This is a genomic window from Bradyrhizobium sp. AZCC 2262, assembly GCF_036924535.1.
GTDB lineage: Bacteria > Pseudomonadota > Alphaproteobacteria > Rhizobiales > Xanthobacteraceae > Bradyrhizobium.
The window spans coordinates 3,850,457-3,869,380 of record NZ_JAZHRT010000001.1 but is presented as its reverse complement, the minus strand read 5'-3'; the positions used below and the strand labels follow the sequence as shown (position 1 = coordinate 3,869,380).

Here is an 18,924-nt window from a genome sequence, read left to right as displayed (position 1 = left end):
TCCGGCGGGGCGCAAGCAGTCGAAGATCCCGGTCTGCAGATGCGCCGCCAAAGGACAAGCTCACGCCCGAAGCGCTCGGCGCCTGGCAAAAGGTTGGTGTAAAGAAATCGCGTAAACGAAGTCCAGCGCCCGGTGACGAGTGAATCGACACCGGACGCTGGAGGACAAGGGCCGGGAGGCGGCCCTTGTCCGTGATCGTGTCTTATTGTTCTCGGTTTACATGTGCATGCCGGCCATCGCCGTCGCTGTGTCGTGGTGGCCGCCATCCGTTCCGCCATTGGGAAGCACGCCGTCGTCCTCCAGTTCGAAGTGCGCGCCGTTGAGTTCGCCGACCTTCTCGTAAGCGCCATACACCGTCTGGGTAACGGCGATATCGCTTTGCTTCACGAGGTTGCCGTAGACGGTGATGGTGCCGAGCAGATCCTCGTCATGCGCGCCGGCATTGCCTTGCTGGCTGATGACGGTGATCACGCTGTAGTCGTTCCTGCCGTCGCCGTTGCTGTCCTTGTACTCGATCGACTTGACTTCGGCGGTGTGCGCCGAGATTTCGATCTTGTCGCCCTGGGCGCGGTTGAAGTCCCGGATCACATCGTTGCCGAAGCCGTCGACCCAGTGATCGTGAACGGCGTTGTTCTCGCCGGTGACGCCAACCCAGTCGATCGTGCCGTCGGCGTCGACGTGCTTGGCCACGATCTCGTCCTTGGCGTTGACCATGCCTTCGAAGCGGAAGGTGTCGCCGCCGGCGCCGCCGGTCAGCGTATCGTTGACGGCTTTGAACGCAGCGGTCTCAGTCGCGAAGATCTGCGTCTTGCCGTCCTGGGCTGCGACCATCTCACCCGCATCCGAGCGGCTGAGCAGGACGTCGTTGCCGGCACCGCCATCCATCCGGTCGGCGCCGAAGCCGCCGATGAGAACGTCGGCGCCGGAGCCGCCTGACAGATTGTCGTTGCCCGAGCCGCCCCAGATCTTGTCGGCGCCGGAGCCGCCGTTCAGCGTGTCGTTGCCGGCCATGCCGGCGACGTCGTCATCGCCTGAGCCTCCGAACAAAGCGTTTCCGCCTGTCGTGCCGTTCAGGTGATCATGGCCGGAGCTACCGCCCGTAAATCTAGCGAAGAAATCCTCGAAGCGGCTATTGTCGAGGAAACCGTTCAGATTAAAGCGTGCCATTTATTCAAACCTCTTACTCAGAGGCCTCACGAGCTACAAACGACCACCACGGTTTTGGGAATCGTCAGGTGATGCGCGCGGGGAGAACGTGAGGCAGGATTCCCTCACCCGCATCGAAGAATGAACAGCCAAACGGGCCGGTGGCTGGACGTGCGCGCGGCGGATTTGCGCGGGGCAGGGGCAATATGGTGACGCGAAAGGCGGTCGTGCGGCCGATCTTTTGGCGCGCGCCTCATTTCCGACGGCGATCAAAAACGTCTGCGACAAATTGCGCACGACGTTGTTCTGCCTTGCGTATGAAAGAAGTCCGCTGTGGACGCACGTGTCGCGGGCTGCATCATCGCGTGACGAAAACGCGCGCAGAAAGCGCCGGCCGCACAAAAATGACGCGATCCCTTTCGAACACGATTGATGTCAGACGTTGTAACTTCGGCGTGCGCAATGGCGGCGATCGAAAGATCAGGCGCTGCAAATGTCGTGCGAATCGTGTTGTCCGATTCTCGGCAACGCGCGGGCCATCCTTAATTCAGTCTGGTCGCACGATGGCGTGCGAGGTGATTCGCGCGTTGGAGAAACTTCGTTGTCGATCGCCCTCAGGTTGTGACTGGTCAACGCCCCCGACGCTTCCGTGGACGAAGTCTGCTCACAGTGGGTGGCGCAGGGCTTCAAATTAGCCCGAATAATGGTTGCTGCTGGGCCACGATTGTTGCGCGACCGCAACAGTAGGCGGGCATTTGGTTAACCGCCCCGCCTGGCTCTTGCTTGCGCCGCTTTTTAGCCACACCCCTCCATGAAACCATTTCTTTCATAGCTGATTGGCCTCAGCGCCGATGAAGGCGACGGGAAATTGCTCTCCCGAGACCGACAGGGAGATGGCTGAGGAAACAGGTTCCGCGGATGGACGCCAAGACCGACATCAAGAAGAGATTGCCGAGCCGTCACGTGACGGAGGGGCCGGAGCGCGCCCCCCATCGGTCCTATCTCTACGCGATGGGGCTGACCACCCAGCAGATCCACCAGCCCTTCGTCGGCGTTGCGTCCTGCTGGAACGAGGCCGCCCCCTGCAATATCTCGCTGATGCGCCAGGCGCAGGCGGTCAAGAAGGGCGTCGCGGCTGCCGGCGGCACGCCGCGCGAATTCTGCACCATCACCGTCACCGACGGCATCGCCATGGGCCATGACGGCATGCGCTCGTCGCTGCCGTCCCGCGAATGCATCGCCGATTCGGTCGAGCTGACCGTCCGTGGCCACGCCTATGACGCCCTGGTCGGACTCGCCGGCTGCGACAAGTCGCTGCCGGGCATGATGATGGCGATGGTCCGGCTCAACGTGCCATCGATCTTCATTTATGGCGGCTCGATCCTGCCGGGCAATTTCCGTGGCCAGCAGGTCACAGTGCAGGACATGTTCGAGGCCGTCGGCAAGCATTCGGTCGGCGAAATGTCGGACGCTGACCTTGACGAAATCGAGCGGGTGGCCTGCCCCTCGGCAGGGGCGTGCGGTGCGCAATTCACCGCCAATACGATGGCGACGGTGTCCGAGGCGATCGGGCTGGCGCTGCCCTATTCGGCCGGCGCGCCAGCGCCTTACGAAATCCGCGACGCGTTTTGCTCCGCCGCCGGCGAGAAGGTTGTGGAGCTGATCGCAGCCAATATCCGGCCGCGCGATATCGTCACCCGCCGCTCGCTGGAAAACGCCGCGGCGGTCGTTGCCGCCTCCGGCGGGTCGACCAATGCTGCGCTGCACCTGCCGGCCATCGCGCATGAGTGCGGCATTAAGTTTGACTTATTCGACGTCGCCGAAATCTTCAAAAAGACACCATATGTCGCGGATTTGAAGCCAGGGGGCCGTTATGTTGCCAAAGACATGTTCGAGGTTGGCGGCATACCGCTTCTGATGAAGACGCTGCTCGACAATGGCCACCTCCACGGAGATTGCATCACCGTCACGGGCCGTACGATCGCCGAAAACCTCAAGAGCGTGAAATGGAATCCGCACCAGGATGTAGTGCGGTCCGCCGACAACCCGATCACCGTCACAGGCGGCGTTGTCGGGTTGAAGGGTAATCTCGCTCCGGAGGGTGCGATCGTGAAGGTCGCGGGCATGTCGAAGCTGAAATTTACCGGTCCTGCCCGCTGTTTCGATCGGGAAGAGGACGCTTTCGAATCGGTCCAGAAGCGGACCTACAAGGAAGGCGAGGTCATCGTGATCCGCTACGAGGGGCCGCGCGGCGGTCCTGGCATGCGGGAGATGCTCTCGACCACGGCGGCGCTGACCGGGCAGGGGATGGGCGGCAAGGTCGCCTTGATCACCGACGGCCGGTTCTCCGGCGCCACCCGCGGGTTCTGCATCGGCCATGTCGGGCCGGAAGCGGCTGTGGGCGGTCCGATCGCGCTGTTGCAGAATGGTGACATTATCGAGATCGACGCCGAGGCCGGGGTCCTTAACGTAAAATTGACCGACGCCGAACTCGCAGATCGTAAAACCAAATGGGCACCTCGACAGACTAATCATACGTCGGGTGCGCTGTGGAAATATGCCCAACAGGTTGGGCCGGCGGTGGATGGGGCTGTGACCCATCCTGGCGGTGCGCACGAGAAACAGTGTTATGCGGACATCTAGGCGTATCATTCTTGCGTTGATGTTGGGGGCCGCACCGGTGGCCGCTCCTGGATTCGCATTTGATGGCGCGCCGGTGAAGCCGGACGCGACGCTGCCGATGGGCAGCCAGCCCGACGCCGCGCAAGCCGTCACGGCCCAGGCCATGAAGAAGGTCCCGCCCGCAGCGCAGACTGCGACGGCAACTGCAGTTGCCGCCCCCTCTCTGAACTCGCTGCAATACGCCGCCGAGGGTGGCCATCCCGTCGCGCAGTGGAAGCTTGGCCGGATGTATGCCGATGGCGATGGCGTCATCCAGGACGATGTGCGCGCCTTCGAATATTTCAGCCGCATCGCCAACGCGCATGCCGAGGACAGCCCATCTGCGCCGCAGGCGACGATCGTCGCCAACGCCTTCGTGGCGCTGGGGCGCTACTACCTCAACGGCATCCCGAATTCCAAGATCAAGGCCGACACCGATCGCGCCCGGGAGATGTTCTCCTATGCCGCGTCCTATTTCGGCAACGCCGACGCGCAGTACGATCTGGCGCGGCTTTACCTGAAGACGCCGGACGCCTCGCGGGACGATTTCCGCTATGGCGCGCGCTGGCTTGGTCTGGCCGCCCAGAAGGGCCAGCATCAGGCGCAGGCCATGCTCGGCCAGATGCTGTTCAACGGCGACCGGCTGCCGCGGCAGGCCGCCCGTGGCCTGATGTGGCTGACGCTGGCGCGCGACAATGCGGCCCCCGACGAGAGCTGGATCCGGGAAAGCTATAACCGCGCTTTCACCAAGGCCTCCGACGAGGACCGCGCCGTGGCGTTGCAGATGCTCGAGCACTGGGTGCAGGGCAAGAAGGACTGACGGCGATAGCCGATCTGTGAAGCTGCCGTAGGGTGGGCAAAGGCGCGTAGCGCCGTGCCCACCATCTCTCCAAATTAGTCGGCCGTGAAGAATCCTGGATTTTCAGGCTGGATTGACCCGGGGAAGGTGGCGATGATTTGCCACAACAAGAGCCTGAGCCAGCAGATCAGGCGGCGGAAGTTATAGCCGACGGCGGCGAGGACGGCGTTGATGGCGTCGCCTTCACGATGCCAGAGGTAGTTGCGGCCCATGCGGTGCTCGGATTTGAGGTGGCCGATGACCGGCTCGACGGCGGAACGCCGTCGCAGCTGGCGCTTGATCTGTGGCGTCACCCGCCGCTTCTGTCCTGAGATGAACACCCTGAACTTGTAATCGGGCGGAGCGTTGTGGCCGCGATAGCCCTTGTCGAGGAGCGCGCGCTCGATGGTGTTGCCGATCAGCGCCTCCATCTCGGGGATGACGGTTGCAAGTGTGTGGCCGTCATAGGGGTTGCCGGGCAGCGCCTTCACATGGCTCACGAACTGCCCGCCCTTGGCGTGCGCCAGCGTAGTGGCGACCGAGACCTTGACGCCGAACTCGTAAGGCCGGTGCGCCTTGCCCTTGCCGATGCATTCCACCTCCGGCGCGTGCAGCGAGTAGAGCTTCGGGCCACGCTGGCGCTGCTTCTGCTCGAGCACTTGTCGCGCCCGCGCCAGCATGCGCTCCAACACGACCCCCCCGAGCAAGTCGGCGTTGCCGCCGAGTTTGCGGCCTATGTCGCGGATGATGCGGCCGAGATAGATTTTGAGCTTCTTCAAGGCTCTGTTGGCGCGCTTGAACTGCTTGGCGTGGGCATAACGCTGGTGCTTGATCAGCGCGAACTTGCCCACCCTGGCATAGGACTGGCGCAGCTTGACACCATATCGCTTCGCCAGCCGGACCAGGATCTCGCGGGCGCGGTTCAGCAGCCTGGCATCGGTCGGGAACATCACGTTCTTGGGCTGCACCGTCGTATCAATGATGACCCGATTAAGATCGGCCGGTTTGATCGCCTCGGTCTTGCTGGCCACCGCAAGGCTCTCCTGCAGCAAGGCCTGCAACTTCTCCTCGCCCATCCGCTGTCGCCAGCGCGTCAGCGAAGAGCGATCGAACACCAACCGGTGCTGGAAGAACTCCTCGCCGCAGAAGAACTGGTAATAGGGGTTCTCCACCCAGCGCTCGCACAACACCTCATCAGAGAGGTCGTAGGTGTGCTTGAGGATCGCGAGTCCCGCCATCAGGCGGGTCGGCAATGGCGGCCGGCCCGGCTTGTCCTCATAGACCGCCCCGAACCGCTGCTCCAGGAACGACCAGTCGATCGTCTGTGCCAGCTTCACCAGCGGGTGGCCCATGTCGATGATCGCGTCCAGCCGCGAGCGCAGAAGATCGGCTTGTCCCGTCTCTCGTCGTTCCCTTGGTCGCATCGCTCCCTCCGATGCGATGACGGAATCACGGCTCGCGATTCGACGGAATCCTCAAAAATGAAATTGCAAGCTTTTGGGCAGTCAAAGCCCCAAAGCTTGCAATCTCAAAGCCAATCTCGCCCGGAAAATCGATTCTTGATCAACCGCTTGGATGGTTCTTCACGGACGACAAATTAGTTGGCATGAATGGTGGGCACGCGGAGCCTGTCATCGGGCGCGCATTCGCGCGACCCGGTGGCTTTGCCCACCTTACGGACTACCGCGGCGCGACCATCTGCTTCGACATCGGATAACCAGAGCTCGTGCCGAACTTGCCTTTCGGCACTCCGTCGTCGACATAACCAGCCGACTGATAGAAGCGATGCGCCGTCTCGGTGCTGATCAGCGCGCAACGCGTGTTGCCTCGCTCCGCCGCTCTGCCTTCGAGCGCGCTGAGCAAGGCACGGCTGATGCCGCGAAATCGTGCATCGGGCGCCACATAGTTCAGCGTGATCTCGCCTGCGTCCGTCACGGATCCCACCGCGAGGACGGCATCGCCCTCGACGGCGAGCAGGAGCGAGCTACCCTTCTGCGCAGCCCACGCGGCCACGATTTCCGGCGTCTTGTTGGCCAGCCATGCATTCAGGATCGCCGGATCGTCGCGGTGATCGGCAACACATAGGCTGGATATCGATTCCCTCAGGACGCGGCATGCCGCGACGGCATCGCCGGGCGCAGCGTCCCGAATCGTCACGTTCTCCGCGCTGGTCGCGCTCAAGCCGTCTCCAGGTCGAAATCCGCCCAGACCGGCACGTGGTCGGAGGGCTTCTCCCAGGCCCGCACATAGCTGTCGACGCCGACATTGCTCAGGCGGTCGCTGGCCTGCGGCGAGAGCAGGAGGTGGTCGATCCGCAGGCCCCAGTTCTTCTGCCAGGCGCCCGCCTGGTAGTCCCAGAACGTGTAGAGGTTTGGCTCGTCGGTCACCGCGCGCAGCGCGTCCGTCAGCCCGAGACCGAGCAGCGACTGGAAGGCCTCGCGGGTCTCGTGGCGGAACAGGGCGTCGTTGGCCCAGGCGGCGGGGTTATAGACGTCGCGAGCGGCCGGAATGACGTTGAAGTCGCCTGCGAGCACCAGCGGTTCTTCCGCCTTGAGTCGCTCCCTCGAATACTCAAGAAGGCGAGACATCCATTTGAGTTTGTACGGATATTTGTCCGTGTCCGGCGGGTTGCCGTTGGGCAGATAGAGGCAGGCGATCCGCATCACGCCGGTCTTCAGCGTCACCACGCCTTCGAGGAAGCGGGCATGAGCGTCCTCGTCGTCGCCGGCGAGCCCCGACTTGGTCTCGTCGAACGGCAGTTTCGACAACAGCGCCACCCCATTGAAGGTCTTCTGGCCGTGGGTGACGACGTTGTAGCCCAGCTCTTCGATCTCCAGCCGCGGAAACGCCTCGTCAACGCATTTGATTTCCTGCAGGCAGACGATGTCCGGCGAGCACTCCTTGAGCCAGGTCAGCAGAAGGTCGAGCCGCTGCCGGATCGAATTGACGTTCCATGTGGCAATACGCATGAAATGGGACCCGAACTGGGAGCATATCCGGGAAATCCCGGGTTTCTGTGCTCGAACAGGAAGTAGTAACTACACATTTTCCAGCAGTGGCATACCATGTGCAGCAAGGCTGTGATAACCGTTTAGAGATAAGGCGCGAAGATCGCCGTCAAGGGGCTAGGAGAAGACCGTCCCGTCCTTTTTGCTGGGACCGGCGGGCATGAAAAACTATGAAAAAACGTACCCTTATACTTCTCGTCGGCGCCGTCGGCATTGCCGCCACGGCTGGTTTTATTACCCGCTCCTCGTGGATGGGCGGCAGCAGCAACGCCCAGGGCCCGCAACGGCCGCGGATGGTTTCCGTCGAGCTGGCCAAGGCGGAGCGCAAATCCATGCCCGTCGATGTCGATGCGATCGGAATGGTGACGCCGATCTCCAGCGTGGCGCTGAAGTCGCGGCTGGAGACCACCATCCTCTCGGTTCATTTCGAGGACGGCGCCAAGGTCAACGAAGGTGATCTGCTGTTCACGCTGGATAGCCGCCAGATCGACGCGCAGATCGAGCAGGCCGAGGGCGTGCTCGCCAAGGATCAGGCGCAGCTCGAGGGCGCGCAGCGGGATCTCCGCCGCTACAACGATCTCGTCGGCAAGGGCGCCACCACGCAGGTCAATGTCGACAACGCCAGGACCCAGTCTGACATCCTGATCGGCACCATCAAGGCCGATCAGGCCGCGCTCGACAATCTGAAGGTCCAGAAAAGCTACACCGCGATCCGCGCGCCGTTCTCGGGACGCATCAGCGCTGCCAATGTGAAGGTGGGTAATTTCGTGCGGCCGGCCGATACGACCGCGCTTGCGGTCATCAACCAGATGGCGCCGGTCTATGTATCTTTCGCGGTGCCGCAGCGCGTGCTGGTCGATCTGCGCGAGGCCATGGCCAAGGGCGTCTCGGGCGTAACCGCCACCATCCCGGGCCATCAGCGCTCCGAGACCGGCAAGGTCGCGATGGTCGAAAATACCGTCGATCAGACCACGGGCATGGTCACCGTGCGCGGCATCATGAACAACGAGAACGAGACGTTATGGCCGGGCACGCTGGTCGCCACCAAGCTCATCATCCGTGAGGAGGACTCGGTCGTGGTGCCGACGGTCGCCGTACAGCGCAGCCAGAACGGCAATTTCGTCTTCGTGGTCAAGGACGGCGCCGCAAAGGTCCAGCCGGTCAAGGTCGACCGTACCGCGCAGGGTATGTCGGTGATCTCGGAAGGGCTCGACGGGGGCGAAAGCGTCGTCGTCGATGGACAATTGCTGCTGTCGGACGGAACGCGGGTCGAAGCCCGGACTAAAAAGGCCGGAGCGTAACCTATGACGCTCTCCGAACTCTGCATCCGCCGACCGGTCATGACGACGCTGATCACGGCGTCGATCATCGCGTTCGGCATTTTCGGCTTCCGCCTGCTGCCGGTGTCGGCGCTGCCGCGGGTCGATTTCCCGACCATTGCCGTCACCGCGACCCTGCCGGGTGCGAGCGCGGACACCATGGCGGCCTCGGTCGCCGGCATCATCGAACGCCAGCTCTCGACCGTTGCCGGCATTTCCTCGATGTCGTCGAGCTCCTCGCAGGGCACCAGCGTCATCACCATCCAGTTCGACCTCAACCGCAACATCGACGCTGCCGCGCTCGACGTGCAGACCGCGCTGACGATCGCGCAGCGCCGGTTGCCGATCGAAATGACGATCCCGCCGAGTTTCCGCAAAGTGAACCCGGCCGACTTCCCGGTGCTGTTCGTCTCGCTCGGCTCGGCGACGCTGCCGCTGTCCAGCGTCAATGAGTATGGCGACATCACCATCGGGCAGACGCTGTCGCAAATTCCCGGCGTGGCGCAGGTCCTGATCTACGGCACACAGAAATTCGCGATCCGCGTCCAGGCCGATCCGGAAGCAGCCGCCGCCCGCGGGCTGTCGCTCGAGGACATCAGGGCCGCGGTCTCGCGCGCCAATTCGTCAACGCCGGTCGGCACGCTGAACGGCCCGAAGCAGGACGTCTCCCTGCAGGCCTCCGGCCAGATGGACAAGGCGGCCGACTACAGCAAGGTCGTGGTGGCCTGGCGCAACGGTTCGCCGGTCAAGCTCGACGAGGTCGCGAAAATCTACGAAAGCGTCGAGAACGACAAGATCGCGACCTGGCTGAACGGCGAGCGGGCAGTCGTGCTGGCGATCCAGAAACAGCCGGACGCCAATACAGTCGCCGTTGTCGATTCCGTGCTGGCGAAATTGCCGGCGCTGCGGGCGCAGATTCCGCCGTCGGTCACGATGCAGGTGATGATGGACCGGTCGGTGTCGATCCGTCAGGCGGTGGCCGACGTCGAGGAGACCTTGCTGATCGCGGTTGGGCTGGTCATTCTGGTGATCTTCCTGTTCCTGCGCTCTGCCTCGGCCACCTTCATTCCCGCGCTGGCGGTTCCGATCTCGCTGTTCGGTACCTGCGCCGCGATGTACGCGCTCGACTATTCCATCAATAACATGACGCTGCTGGCACTGACGCTGTCGGTCGGCTTCGTGGTCGACGACGCCATCGTCATGCTGGAGAACATCGTCCGCCACATCGAGCACGGCATGCGGCCGTTCGAGGCTGCGCTCAAGGGCGCACGCGAAATCGGCTTTACGATTATCTCGATCACCTTCTCGCTGATCGCCGTGTTCATTCCGGTGCTGCTGATGGGAGGCATCGTCGGCCGCGTGTTCCGCGAATTCGCGGTGACGGTATCGGTCGCGATCATCGTGTCCGGATTCGTGTCGCTGACGCTGACGCCGATGCTGTGCGCGCGCGTGCTGCGGGCTCATGACGCGACCAAGAAGCCGAACGTCGTGCTTCGCGTCTTCGAGGCGATGTTCGAGTCCTGGCTGCGCGCCTATGAATGGGCGCTCGACTGGGTGCTGGCGCGCAAGGCGCTGATGCTGATCGTTACGCTCGCCACCCTCGGCGGCACCGTCTATCTCTACATGATCGTTCCGAAGGGCTTCTTTCCGCAGGAGGACACCGGCTTCCTGGTCGGCGTGACGGAAGCAGCGACCGACACCTCGTTCGAGGCGATGAAGGAGCGGCAGCAGGCGCTTGTAGAGGTGCTGAAATCCGATCCGTCGATCGAATACATTAACTCCACCGTCGGCTCCGGCGGGCCCAACTCGACGGCCAACTACGGCCGCCTGTTCCTCGCGCTGAAACCGAAGAAGGAGCGCGACAACATCAACGCAATTATCGGGCGACTGCGCACCAAGGCGCGGCAGATTCCGGGTATGCAGGCGTTCTTCCAGCCGATCCAGAACCTCAATATCGGCGGCCGGATTTCGAAGAGCCAGTACCAGTACGTGATGCAGAGCGGCGACACCGAGTCGCTGTATCGGCTTGCGCCCGAGATGCGTGACAAAATCGAGAAGCTGCCGGGCCTGCTCGACGTTACTACCGATCTCTACATTAAGAACCCGCAGATGACGGTCGATATCGACCGCGAAAAGGCGGCGGTCTACGGCATCACCGTCGATCAGGTTCGCAACCAGCTCTACAACGCCTATGGCGCGCGCCAGGTCGGCACCATCTACATGCCCTCGAACGACTACCAGATCATCCTGGAAGTACAGCCGCAGTTCCGCGTCGACCCGTCTGATCTCTCCAAGCTCTATATGAAGACCCAGAACAACGTGACCATCCCGCTGTCGGCGGTGGCGAGGCTGGTGCCGACCGTCGGTCCGTTGCAGATCAATCACCAGGGCCAGCAGCCCGCGGTGACGATCTCGTTCAACCTCGCGCCCGGCTACTCACTGGGATATGCGGTCGATCAGATCACCACGATCGAGCAAAACTCAAACCTCCCGGCAACGATTGCCACCGGCTTCTCCGGCACGGCGCAGGTGTTCCAGGATTCGCTGCGCGGACAGGGTGTCCTGATCCTGGCCGCCGTGTTCGCGGCCTTCGTCATTCTCGGCATTCTCTACGAGAGCTTCATTCACCCGATCACCATTATCTCCGGCCTGCCGTCGGCCGGCATTGGTGCGATCCTTACCTTGATGCTGTTCGGGATGGAGTTGTCGGTCATCGCGATGATCGGCATCGTGATGCTGGTCGGCATCGTCAAGAAGAACGCCATCATGATGGTGGACTTCGCGCTGGAGCGCCGCCGCGTCGGCTTGAGCGCCGAGCACGCGATCCGGGAAGCGGCGCTGTTGCGATTCCGCCCGATCATGATGACGACGTTTGCCGCCATCTTCGGCACGCTGCCGATTGCGCTCGGCGCCGGCGCCGGCGCCGAATTGCGCCAGCCGCTCGGCATCGCCGTGGTCGGCGGCCTCTGCCTGTCGCAATTGCTGACGCTGTTCATCACGCCCGTGATCTACATCTATCTCGACCGCATCGACCGCCGTCTGCGGCGCAAGCTCGAACCGCAACTGGAAGACGCGGGCGAGGGCGAACGGCCGCACGTCGTCGCCGCCGAATAATGGCGTTCGGGCGGGCGATACGCTCGGCGGCCCGCAACGTCGCCATTCTGATTGCGCTCGCCCTTGTCGCCGCGAGCGGCCCGGCCCGTGCGGACGAATCGATCGAAATCTTCGACGCGCACCTGCACTACAATTGGGAGCCAAAGCCCTATTACAGCGTCGATGAGGTGCTGGCGCTGTTCAAAAAGCACCGCGTCACCGGCATCCTCGCGACCAGCCGCCCGAACACGGGCACGCATGCGCTTGTTGATGCGAAGCCGCCGGGCCTGCAGGTCGTCCCCTTCATCCGGCCGTATCGCGTCCGTGCCGACATCCAGACCTGGTTCGGCGACCCCTTCATCTTCGACCTCGTGCAGGAGGAATTCAAACGCGGCTATTACCGCGGCATCGGCGAATTCCACCTCTCGGGCAGGGCGGCCGATACCGAGTGGGTAAAAAAGACCGCCGATTTCGCGGTCGAGCACGACCTCTATCTGCATGCCCATGCCGACGACATCGCTGTCGAAATCCTGATGCAGCACAATCCGCGCGCCCGCATCATCTGGGCCCATACCGGTTTTGGGCTTTCGACCGACCGTGTCGCAGAGATGCTGTTAAAATATCCAAAACTATGGGGCGAATTGTCCTACCGTAGCGGCATCGTCGACGGCAGCGGCAAGCTGACGGCGGAATGGCGCACCTTGTTCGAGCGTTTCCCGGACCGCTTCCTGCTCGGATCCGACACCTGGATCAACGAACGCTGGGAGCGTTACGGCGAGATCATGGCCGGGTATCGGGCGTGGCTCGCGCAGTTGCCGCCAAAGATCGCGGCGCAGATTGCCAACGGCAATGCGAAGGCGCTGTTCTCGGCGAGCCGCTAGGGTCGTCGTGACCGTATGCTGAAACAGCAAGCCAGATTCAATGTCGCTCAATTTCCTTCGAGACTTTCTAATTTCACGTTGGCCCCGAGCTATTGAGCATCAACTGGCGACGGCATAGTGGTCATTGAAAAGGCGCGCTTGACGCCGGCGTCGGAGACACAAAATGCTGGAGCGACAGGACGCTTTTGATGGCGATCGTCAGATTATCCAGGCCGATCTCGATCGTGCGTTGATGACGGCTTTTTGCCGTGCGCTCGACATTCCCGGCGTGAAGCCCATGGACGTGATGATGGCTATGGCTGCAGCTCTTGGCGCCACTTATCGTCAAGTGGCCGATGCTCACCAGGCCCAGCCATGCCCTTGCGACTGGCAACCCGCATCGCTATCCGACATAGATACATTGAAACTGGCTTTCGAAGCTGCGGCAGCGCCGCAGTCAATCCAACGGCTTTTGACGATGCAGGCGTTGGGTCGGGCATGAAGGACATGTGCGGGTAGCTGCTTGCCGTTCAGGATCGCCGGGCCGCTTACCGATGGCAATGCGAAGGCGCCGCTTGCCGCGGCGCAGTGAGGGCAGCCTCCGTCTCGGCGCTACGCCGCCGCCACGAGCCGACGCGCACGCTTGATCCGTTCGCGTTCGCGTGGCGAGTTCATCGCTTCCCACAAGTCGCTGCGTCGCTGCACGTTCAGCCAGAAGTCGGCGCTATTGCCGAACACACGGGCGAGGATAAGTGCTGTTGGAGCGGTCACCGCCCTGCGGTTGTTGCATAATTCGTTGACGTGCTTGCGCTGAACGCCCATTGCCTTCGCCAAAGCGCCTTGGGTCAAATCCATCGGCTCCATGAACTCCTGAACCAGGATTTCGCCGACACTTGCTGGTTTGCGCTTCGTGGTCAGCATCGCTTACCTCACCTGTAGCTGTGGTCGTCGAGATAGACGTCCGTTGCTTCGCCCCGGCTACCGTCCCATTTGAAGATAAGCCGCCATTGCTGGCTGACGCGGATCGAATGGAAATCGGCCAGTTTGCCGCGTAGTTTCTCGAAATGATTGCTCGGGGGAACACGCAAGTCTTGATCGGTGGTGGCGTCGTCGATCATTTGGAGCTTGCGGAATACCCGGCTTTCCAGGTCCGGTGGGATATTCCGCGACCGGATGTCATCCACGAAGAACGTACGCAGCCAATCGTCGCGGAAATTGACGATCATTCCCGACCTCAAACTTGAGCTAGTGTACCACTCTATGGGTCAGAGATCAAGCCGGTACCTTGGCAGAGTCAAGGGGTCCTTTCAGAATGATCTGGCTAGGTGAGGGACGCTGCGGCTCATGGGCGCACATCGTTACTTCCACGGCGGATCAATTCGGATGTCGCTTCCGCCACCGCGGATGGCAGCGGCTCTCTCTTCTCAATCCGCGAATTGATTGCCGGTGCGGATGATCGGCTCCCAGCGATCGACTTCGCTGACCAGCTTTGCCTTCAAGGCTTCGGGCGTCGCTTCGTCCTGCGGCACCGGTTCGGTGTTGATGTCATTGAACCGCTTCACCAGATCCGGGTCGCGCAACGCCTCCTGCAGCGTCTTGGACAGCTTCCGGATGATCTCGTCTGGCGTGCCCTTTGGCGCATAGATGCCGTGCCAGGCGCCGACTTCAAAGCCCTTCAACCCGGCTTCATCCGCGCTCGGAAGATCGGGCATGGACGCGAGCCGCGTCTTCGTCGTGATGGCGTAGGCCTTGACCTGCCTGGACGCGATCGGGCCCGTGGTGTTCGTGGTCTGGTCGCAGGAGAGATCTATCTGCTTGCCGATCAGATCGTTCATCACGGGCGCATTGCCCTTGTAGGGCACTGTCAGGATTTCCTTGCCGACCGCGTTCATGAACAGCATGCCGCAGAGATGCGAGGCGGCTCCCAGGCCCGCATTGGCAAACGTCATCTTGTCGCCATTTGCCTTGATGTAGGTCACCAGCTCGGCCAGCGTATTCGGCGGCAGATCGGGCCGGCCGATGATCGTCATCGGCGCATTGGTCACGAGCCCGATCGGTGCAAACGCGGTCTTGGTATCGTAGGCGAGCTTGCGATACAGCGTAGCGGCGGTGGAAATGCCGATATGGTGGATCATCAGCGTATAGCCGTCCGGTTCGGCGCGCGAAGCGCGGGTGGCGGCGATGGTGCCGCCGGCTCCCGTGGCGTTCTCGATGATGATGGTCTGGCCCAGCAATTTTGACATCGACTGCGCCGTTACGCGGGCGACGGTGTCGGTCGCGCCGCCGGCGGCGAACGGGACCAGCAGGGTGATCGGCCGGCTCGGATAGTTCTGCGCCAAAGCGGCGGAACTGATCATCGCAAATGCCGCGGCCATCATGGCTGTCTTCTTCATGGGATCTCCCTGAGCGTTTGGCCTATGGACCTTTTCCGGCCCTTGCATCGCCGTCGATCCGCCGTGTTGACGGCGGACCTTCACACGTTGGAGCTATGGATCGCCTCCACAACTGCCTCGGTGACAACCTTCGTCGTCGCGGTGCCGCCGACATCGGGCGTCGTAATGCCGGCGCCGGTGACCTGTTCCACGGCGCGCATCAGCCGTGCGGAGGCCTCGGCCTCGCCAAGATGATCAAGCATCTGAGAAGCGGTCCAAAAACTGGCGACCGGGTTGGCGATGCCCTTGCCGGTGATGTCGAACGCCGAGCCGTGGATCGGCTCGAACATGGACGGAAAGCGGCGCTCGGGATCGATATTCGCGGTCGGGGCGACGCCGAGGCTGCCGGCCAGCGCGCCGGCGAGATCGGACAGGATATCGGCATGGAGGTTGGTCGCCACGATGGTATCGAGGCTCTGTGGCTTCAGCGTCATCCGCACCGTCATCGCATCGACCAGCATCTTGTCCCAGGTGACATCGGGGAATTCCTTCGAGACCTCGTCGGCGATCTCGTCCCACATCACCATGCCATGCCGCTGCGCGTTCGATTTTGTAACGACCGTGAGCAGTTTTCGCGGGCGCGACTGCGCCAGCTTGAAGGCGTAGCGCATGATACGCTGGACGCCGACGCGGGTGAAAATTGCGACCTCCGTGCCGACTTCTTCCGGCAGCCCGCGATGCACCCGCCCGCCGCAGCCGGCATATTCGCCCTCGGAGTTTTCCCGCACGATCACCCAGTCGAGATCACCGGGGCCGGCATGGCGCAGCGGCGAGGTGATGCCGGGCAGGATCCGGGTCGGCCGCACGTTGGCGTATTGGTCAAAGCCCTGGCAGATCGGCAGGCGCAGGCCCCACAGCGTGATGTGGTCGGGAACATCGGGCGCGCCGACCGCGCCGAAATAGATCGCGTCGAATTTCTTGAGCGTGGCGAGGCCGTCAGCAGGCATCATCACCCCATGCTTGCGGTAATAGTCGGAACCCCAATCGAAGGTTTCGACGTTGAACTTCACGTCGCCCAGGCGCTTCTGCAGGCTTTCGAGCGCGGTGACGCCTGCGGCGATGACCTCAGGGCCGATCCCATCGGCCGGAATCGCCGCGATTGAATATTCACGCATCGAAATCTCCATTGAAGCGGCTATCGCTGGTCTTGCCGTCATTGCGAGGAGCGAAGCGACGAAGCAATCCATGTCGCTACGAGTGCGGAGAGAAATGGATTGCTTCGCTTCGCTCGCAATGACGGCGTCTGCGGGCTCTCGGAGTATCTTGCGGCCGCAGCGGGCGAGAGGCAATTGCCTCGCGTTTATACAAAAAATTGATATAATCGCCGCGGGAGGCTCAATGGATCTTCATCACTTGCGCTGCTTCGTGGCGGCGGCCGAAGAGTTGCATTTTGGCCGGGCGGCGCAGCGGCTCGACATGCTGCCGTCGGCGCTTGGGCGCTTCATCCGGCTGCTCGAAGACGATCTCGGCACGCGGCTGATGACGCGCACGACGCGCAGCGTCGCGCTGACGGATGATGGCGCCGTGCTGCTCAGGGAAGCGCGGGCGCTGTTGGTGCAGGCCGATGCGCTCGCCGGCCGGTTTCGGACGCGCGGCCGCAAGCGGGCTGCGATCATTCGCGTCGGCGCCATCGACAGCGCCGCTGCTGGCCTGCTGCCGCGGCTGCTCCATGATTTCCGCAAGCGGCAGCCCGATGTCACCGTGCAACTGGTCGAGGAAAAGACGGTCCGCTTGCTGCCGCGGCTGCTGTCCGGCCGGCTCGATCTCGCCTTCGTGCGCCCGCCGGAGCGGCCCGACAAGCGGCTGGAGTTTCTCTTCCTGCTGCACGAGACTGCCGTCGTCGCGGTCGCCGACCGTCATCCGCTGGCATCGCGGAAGCGCGTGACCATCGCCGATCTCGAAAACCAGCCGTTGATCGTGCCCGAACGCCGCTCGCGTCCGCACAGCCATGACCTCACCATGAAACTATTCGCCGAGGCCGGGTGCGAGGCGCGCGTTGCCCAGATCGCCGACGAGAAGCAGACCATCGTCAACCTGGTCTCCGCGGGATTGGGCGTCGCCATCGTCCCGCGCTGGACCTCGCGCATGGCCACGCGCGGCGTCCGCTTCATCCGCCTTGCAGCCTCCGACATGAACAAGCTGCCGCTGGCGGCTGCCTTCACCCGCGGTACCCGCGATCCGATGCGCGATGACGTCCTCGAAATGCTGAAAGCCGATTTGCCGCGCTACGCGCGCGAGGCGTAGATCGCCCGGGCTCGCAACACCGGTCGGAAGCCGCCGCGCGAAAATGTCGATTTTCCCGGCTTCTGGCCGCCCGAGCCTTCCACGCTAGCGGACAACTACACCAATGGCTGGAAATGGACGATGCCGAAACCGACGGCAGTTGGACGGAACATTAGACAGCCGGAAGTAGACTTTTCCTGGCCTTACGCCCTAGACATGCCGCAATTATCTCCCCAGATCCGCCACAACCATCTCCCCTGAAATCGCCGTAACTCCCATGACGCAGCCGTCAGTTTATAGGTCCCCATATCCGGCCGACCATAACGCGAGGTAGTGAGTGATGAAGCTTCCTGTTGCGGTCATTGTGCTTGCTATGTCCCTCTCGGCTGCGCCGCAGATGGGAATTGTCACAGGGAATGTAACTGGCACCTACATCAAGATTGGCGAGGACATCAAGAAGATCGCCGAACCGAGCCACATCTCGTTGCAGGTTTTTGAATCGGCCGGTTCTATTCAGAACGTATTCGATGTTCGCAGGAAGCGCGGTGTCCAACTCGGTATCGTGCAGTCGGACGTGCTCGATTATATCCGCGACATTTCCGACGACAATGAACTGAAAACTATCGCCGCCAAGCTTGCTGCCGTTTATCCGCTTTACAAGGAGGAGGTCCACGTCCTCGGTGATCTTTCCTTGAAAACGCTGCAGGACCTGCACGGCAAACGTGTTGCGATAGGTCCTCAAAGAAGTGGCACGTACCTGACCGCAAAGACGATCTTCTTCCAGACGGGGGTCACTCCTTCGAAAGAGGTATTTCTCGGAGGCAAGGAAGCGCTGGACGCACTGCGCAAGGGCGAAATTGATGCAATGTTCTATGTGGCTGGCGCGCCGGCAACGCTCTTTTCGGAGGGCACAACGGCCGATGATAAATTCCAGCTCATCGGGGTGGACGACAAAGCCCTCGACAGCTATCTCACGGCAGTCATCCCTGCGGGCACATACAAGTGGCAGGAATCCGACGTGAAAACGGTAGCCGTCAAAGCCGTTCTGATAACGTTTAGCTACGCCGGCGAGCAGTGCCAAAACGTGGCCAAGGTGGCCAAAATTATCCACGAGAACAAGGCTTGGCTGGATGCGAACGGCCATCCGAAATGGCGCGAAGTAAATCTCGATGAGAGATTACCGAAGTGGCCGCAATATGAATGTGTGGCGGCAACGCAGGAGCAGCCGCAGCCTAAGCCAAAGGGCCCGAATATCAAGATCGTGCGCTAGATTGGACGTTGACGCCGCGGTGCCGGCGGCGCGCCGGATACCCGCATGCGCGGGCCTGACGACCTTGATTGGGG

Annotated in this window: 16 protein-coding genes; 8 read left to right on the top strand and 8 right to left on the bottom strand. The window is 62.2% G+C overall.

The genetic code is table 11. The features are described from left to right. Positions 1-216 precede the first annotated feature (216 nt). The gene (locus V1283_RS18465) at positions 217-1,167 is read right to left on the bottom strand and encodes a calcium-binding protein (protein ID WP_334387873.1); all 951 of its coding nucleotides are present in this window, start codon (positions 1,165-1,167) and stop codon (positions 217-219) included. Positions 1,168-2,064: 897 nt separating this feature from the next. Between V1283_RS18465 and ilvD the strand changes: the two genes are divergently transcribed. Then, positions 2,065-3,789: a dihydroxy-acid dehydratase gene (gene ilvD, locus V1283_RS18460; RefSeq protein WP_334387872.1), complete on the top strand. Its 1,725-nt coding sequence runs from the start codon at positions 2,065-2,067 to the stop codon at positions 3,787-3,789. Continuing rightward, positions 3,776-4,627: a tetratricopeptide repeat protein gene (locus tag V1283_RS18455; protein ID WP_334387871.1), complete on the top strand. Its 852-nt coding sequence runs from the start codon at positions 3,776-3,778 to the stop codon at positions 4,625-4,627. Before ilvD ends, V1283_RS18455 begins: the two co-directional genes overlap by 14 nt. Before the next feature lie 74 nt (positions 4,628-4,701). Here the strand turns inward: V1283_RS18455 and V1283_RS18450 are convergent, their stop codons facing one another. The 3 genes from V1283_RS18450 to xth all read right to left on the bottom strand — a co-directional run bounded on the left by V1283_RS18450 (position 4,702) and on the right by xth (position 7,614). Then, the gene (locus tag V1283_RS18450; RefSeq protein WP_334385573.1) at positions 4,702-6,069 is read right to left on the bottom strand and encodes an IS5 family transposase; all 1,368 of its coding nucleotides are present in this window, start codon (positions 6,067-6,069) and stop codon (positions 4,702-4,704) included. A gap of 256 nt (positions 6,070-6,325) precedes the next feature. Further along, on the bottom strand, positions 6,326-6,826 hold the full coding sequence (locus V1283_RS18445; RefSeq protein ID WP_334387870.1) for a GNAT family N-acetyltransferase: 501 nt from the start codon (positions 6,824-6,826) through the stop codon (positions 6,326-6,328). Beyond that, positions 6,823-7,614: an exodeoxyribonuclease III gene (gene xth / locus V1283_RS18440; RefSeq protein WP_334387869.1), complete on the bottom strand. Its 792-nt coding sequence runs from the start codon at positions 7,612-7,614 to the stop codon at positions 6,823-6,825. Before xth ends, V1283_RS18445 begins: the two co-directional genes overlap by 4 nt. A gap of 209 nt (positions 7,615-7,823) precedes the next feature. On the opposite strand from xth, the gene V1283_RS18435 reads away from it, so the two are divergent. From V1283_RS18435 to V1283_RS18420, 4 genes are all read left to right on the top strand, one after another. Beyond that, complete coding sequence (locus V1283_RS18435; protein WP_334387868.1) at positions 7,824-8,954, top strand: efflux RND transporter periplasmic adaptor subunit; 1,131 nt, start codon at positions 7,824-7,826, stop codon at positions 8,952-8,954. Between the two features lie 3 nt (positions 8,955-8,957). Then, positions 8,958-12,086: an efflux RND transporter permease subunit gene (locus tag V1283_RS18430; RefSeq protein ID WP_334387867.1), complete on the top strand. Its 3,129-nt coding sequence runs from the start codon at positions 8,958-8,960 to the stop codon at positions 12,084-12,086. Further along, entirely contained in the window at positions 12,086-12,946 is an 861-nt protein-coding gene (locus V1283_RS18425) for an amidohydrolase family protein (protein ID WP_334387866.1), read from the top strand. The genes V1283_RS18430 and V1283_RS18425 overlap by 1 nt, the downstream gene beginning before the upstream one ends. Before the next feature lie 163 nt (positions 12,947-13,109). Then, the gene (locus tag V1283_RS18420; protein ID WP_334387865.1) at positions 13,110-13,427 is read left to right on the top strand and encodes a hypothetical protein; all 318 of its coding nucleotides are present in this window, start codon (positions 13,110-13,112) and stop codon (positions 13,425-13,427) included. A gap of 110 nt (positions 13,428-13,537) precedes the next feature. Here V1283_RS18420 and V1283_RS18415 read toward each other — a convergent pair whose 3' ends face one another. The 4 genes from V1283_RS18415 to V1283_RS18400 all read right to left on the bottom strand — a co-directional run bounded on the left by V1283_RS18415 (position 13,538) and on the right by V1283_RS18400 (position 16,472). Then, positions 13,538-13,846, bottom strand: coding sequence for a HigA family addiction module antitoxin (locus V1283_RS18415; RefSeq protein WP_334387864.1), 309 nt, complete (start codon positions 13,844-13,846; stop codon positions 13,538-13,540). Between the two features lie 8 nt (positions 13,847-13,854). Next, a complete protein-coding gene (locus V1283_RS18410; RefSeq protein WP_334387863.1) occupies positions 13,855-14,151 on the bottom strand; it encodes a type II toxin-antitoxin system RelE/ParE family toxin in 297 nt (98 codons plus the stop codon). 198 nt (positions 14,152-14,349) lie between these two features. Then, a complete protein-coding gene (locus V1283_RS18405) occupies positions 14,350-15,318 on the bottom strand; it encodes a tripartite tricarboxylate transporter substrate binding protein BugD (RefSeq protein WP_334387862.1) in 969 nt (322 codons plus the stop codon). An 80-nt stretch (positions 15,319-15,398) separates the two neighbouring features. Continuing rightward, a complete protein-coding gene (locus V1283_RS18400; protein ID WP_334387861.1) occupies positions 15,399-16,472 on the bottom strand; it encodes a tartrate dehydrogenase in 1,074 nt (357 codons plus the stop codon). 223 nt (positions 16,473-16,695) lie between these two features. On the opposite strand from V1283_RS18400, the gene V1283_RS18395 reads away from it, so the two are divergent. Together V1283_RS18395 and V1283_RS18390 are read left to right on the top strand one after the other, a co-directional pair. Then, entirely contained in the window at positions 16,696-17,601 is a 906-nt protein-coding gene (locus V1283_RS18395) for a LysR family transcriptional regulator (protein ID WP_334387860.1), read from the top strand. Positions 17,602-17,920: 319 nt separating this feature from the next. After that, the gene (locus V1283_RS18390; protein ID WP_334387859.1) at positions 17,921-18,850 is read left to right on the top strand and encodes a TAXI family TRAP transporter solute-binding subunit; all 930 of its coding nucleotides are present in this window, start codon (positions 17,921-17,923) and stop codon (positions 18,848-18,850) included. Positions 18,851-18,924 lie beyond the last annotated feature (74 nt).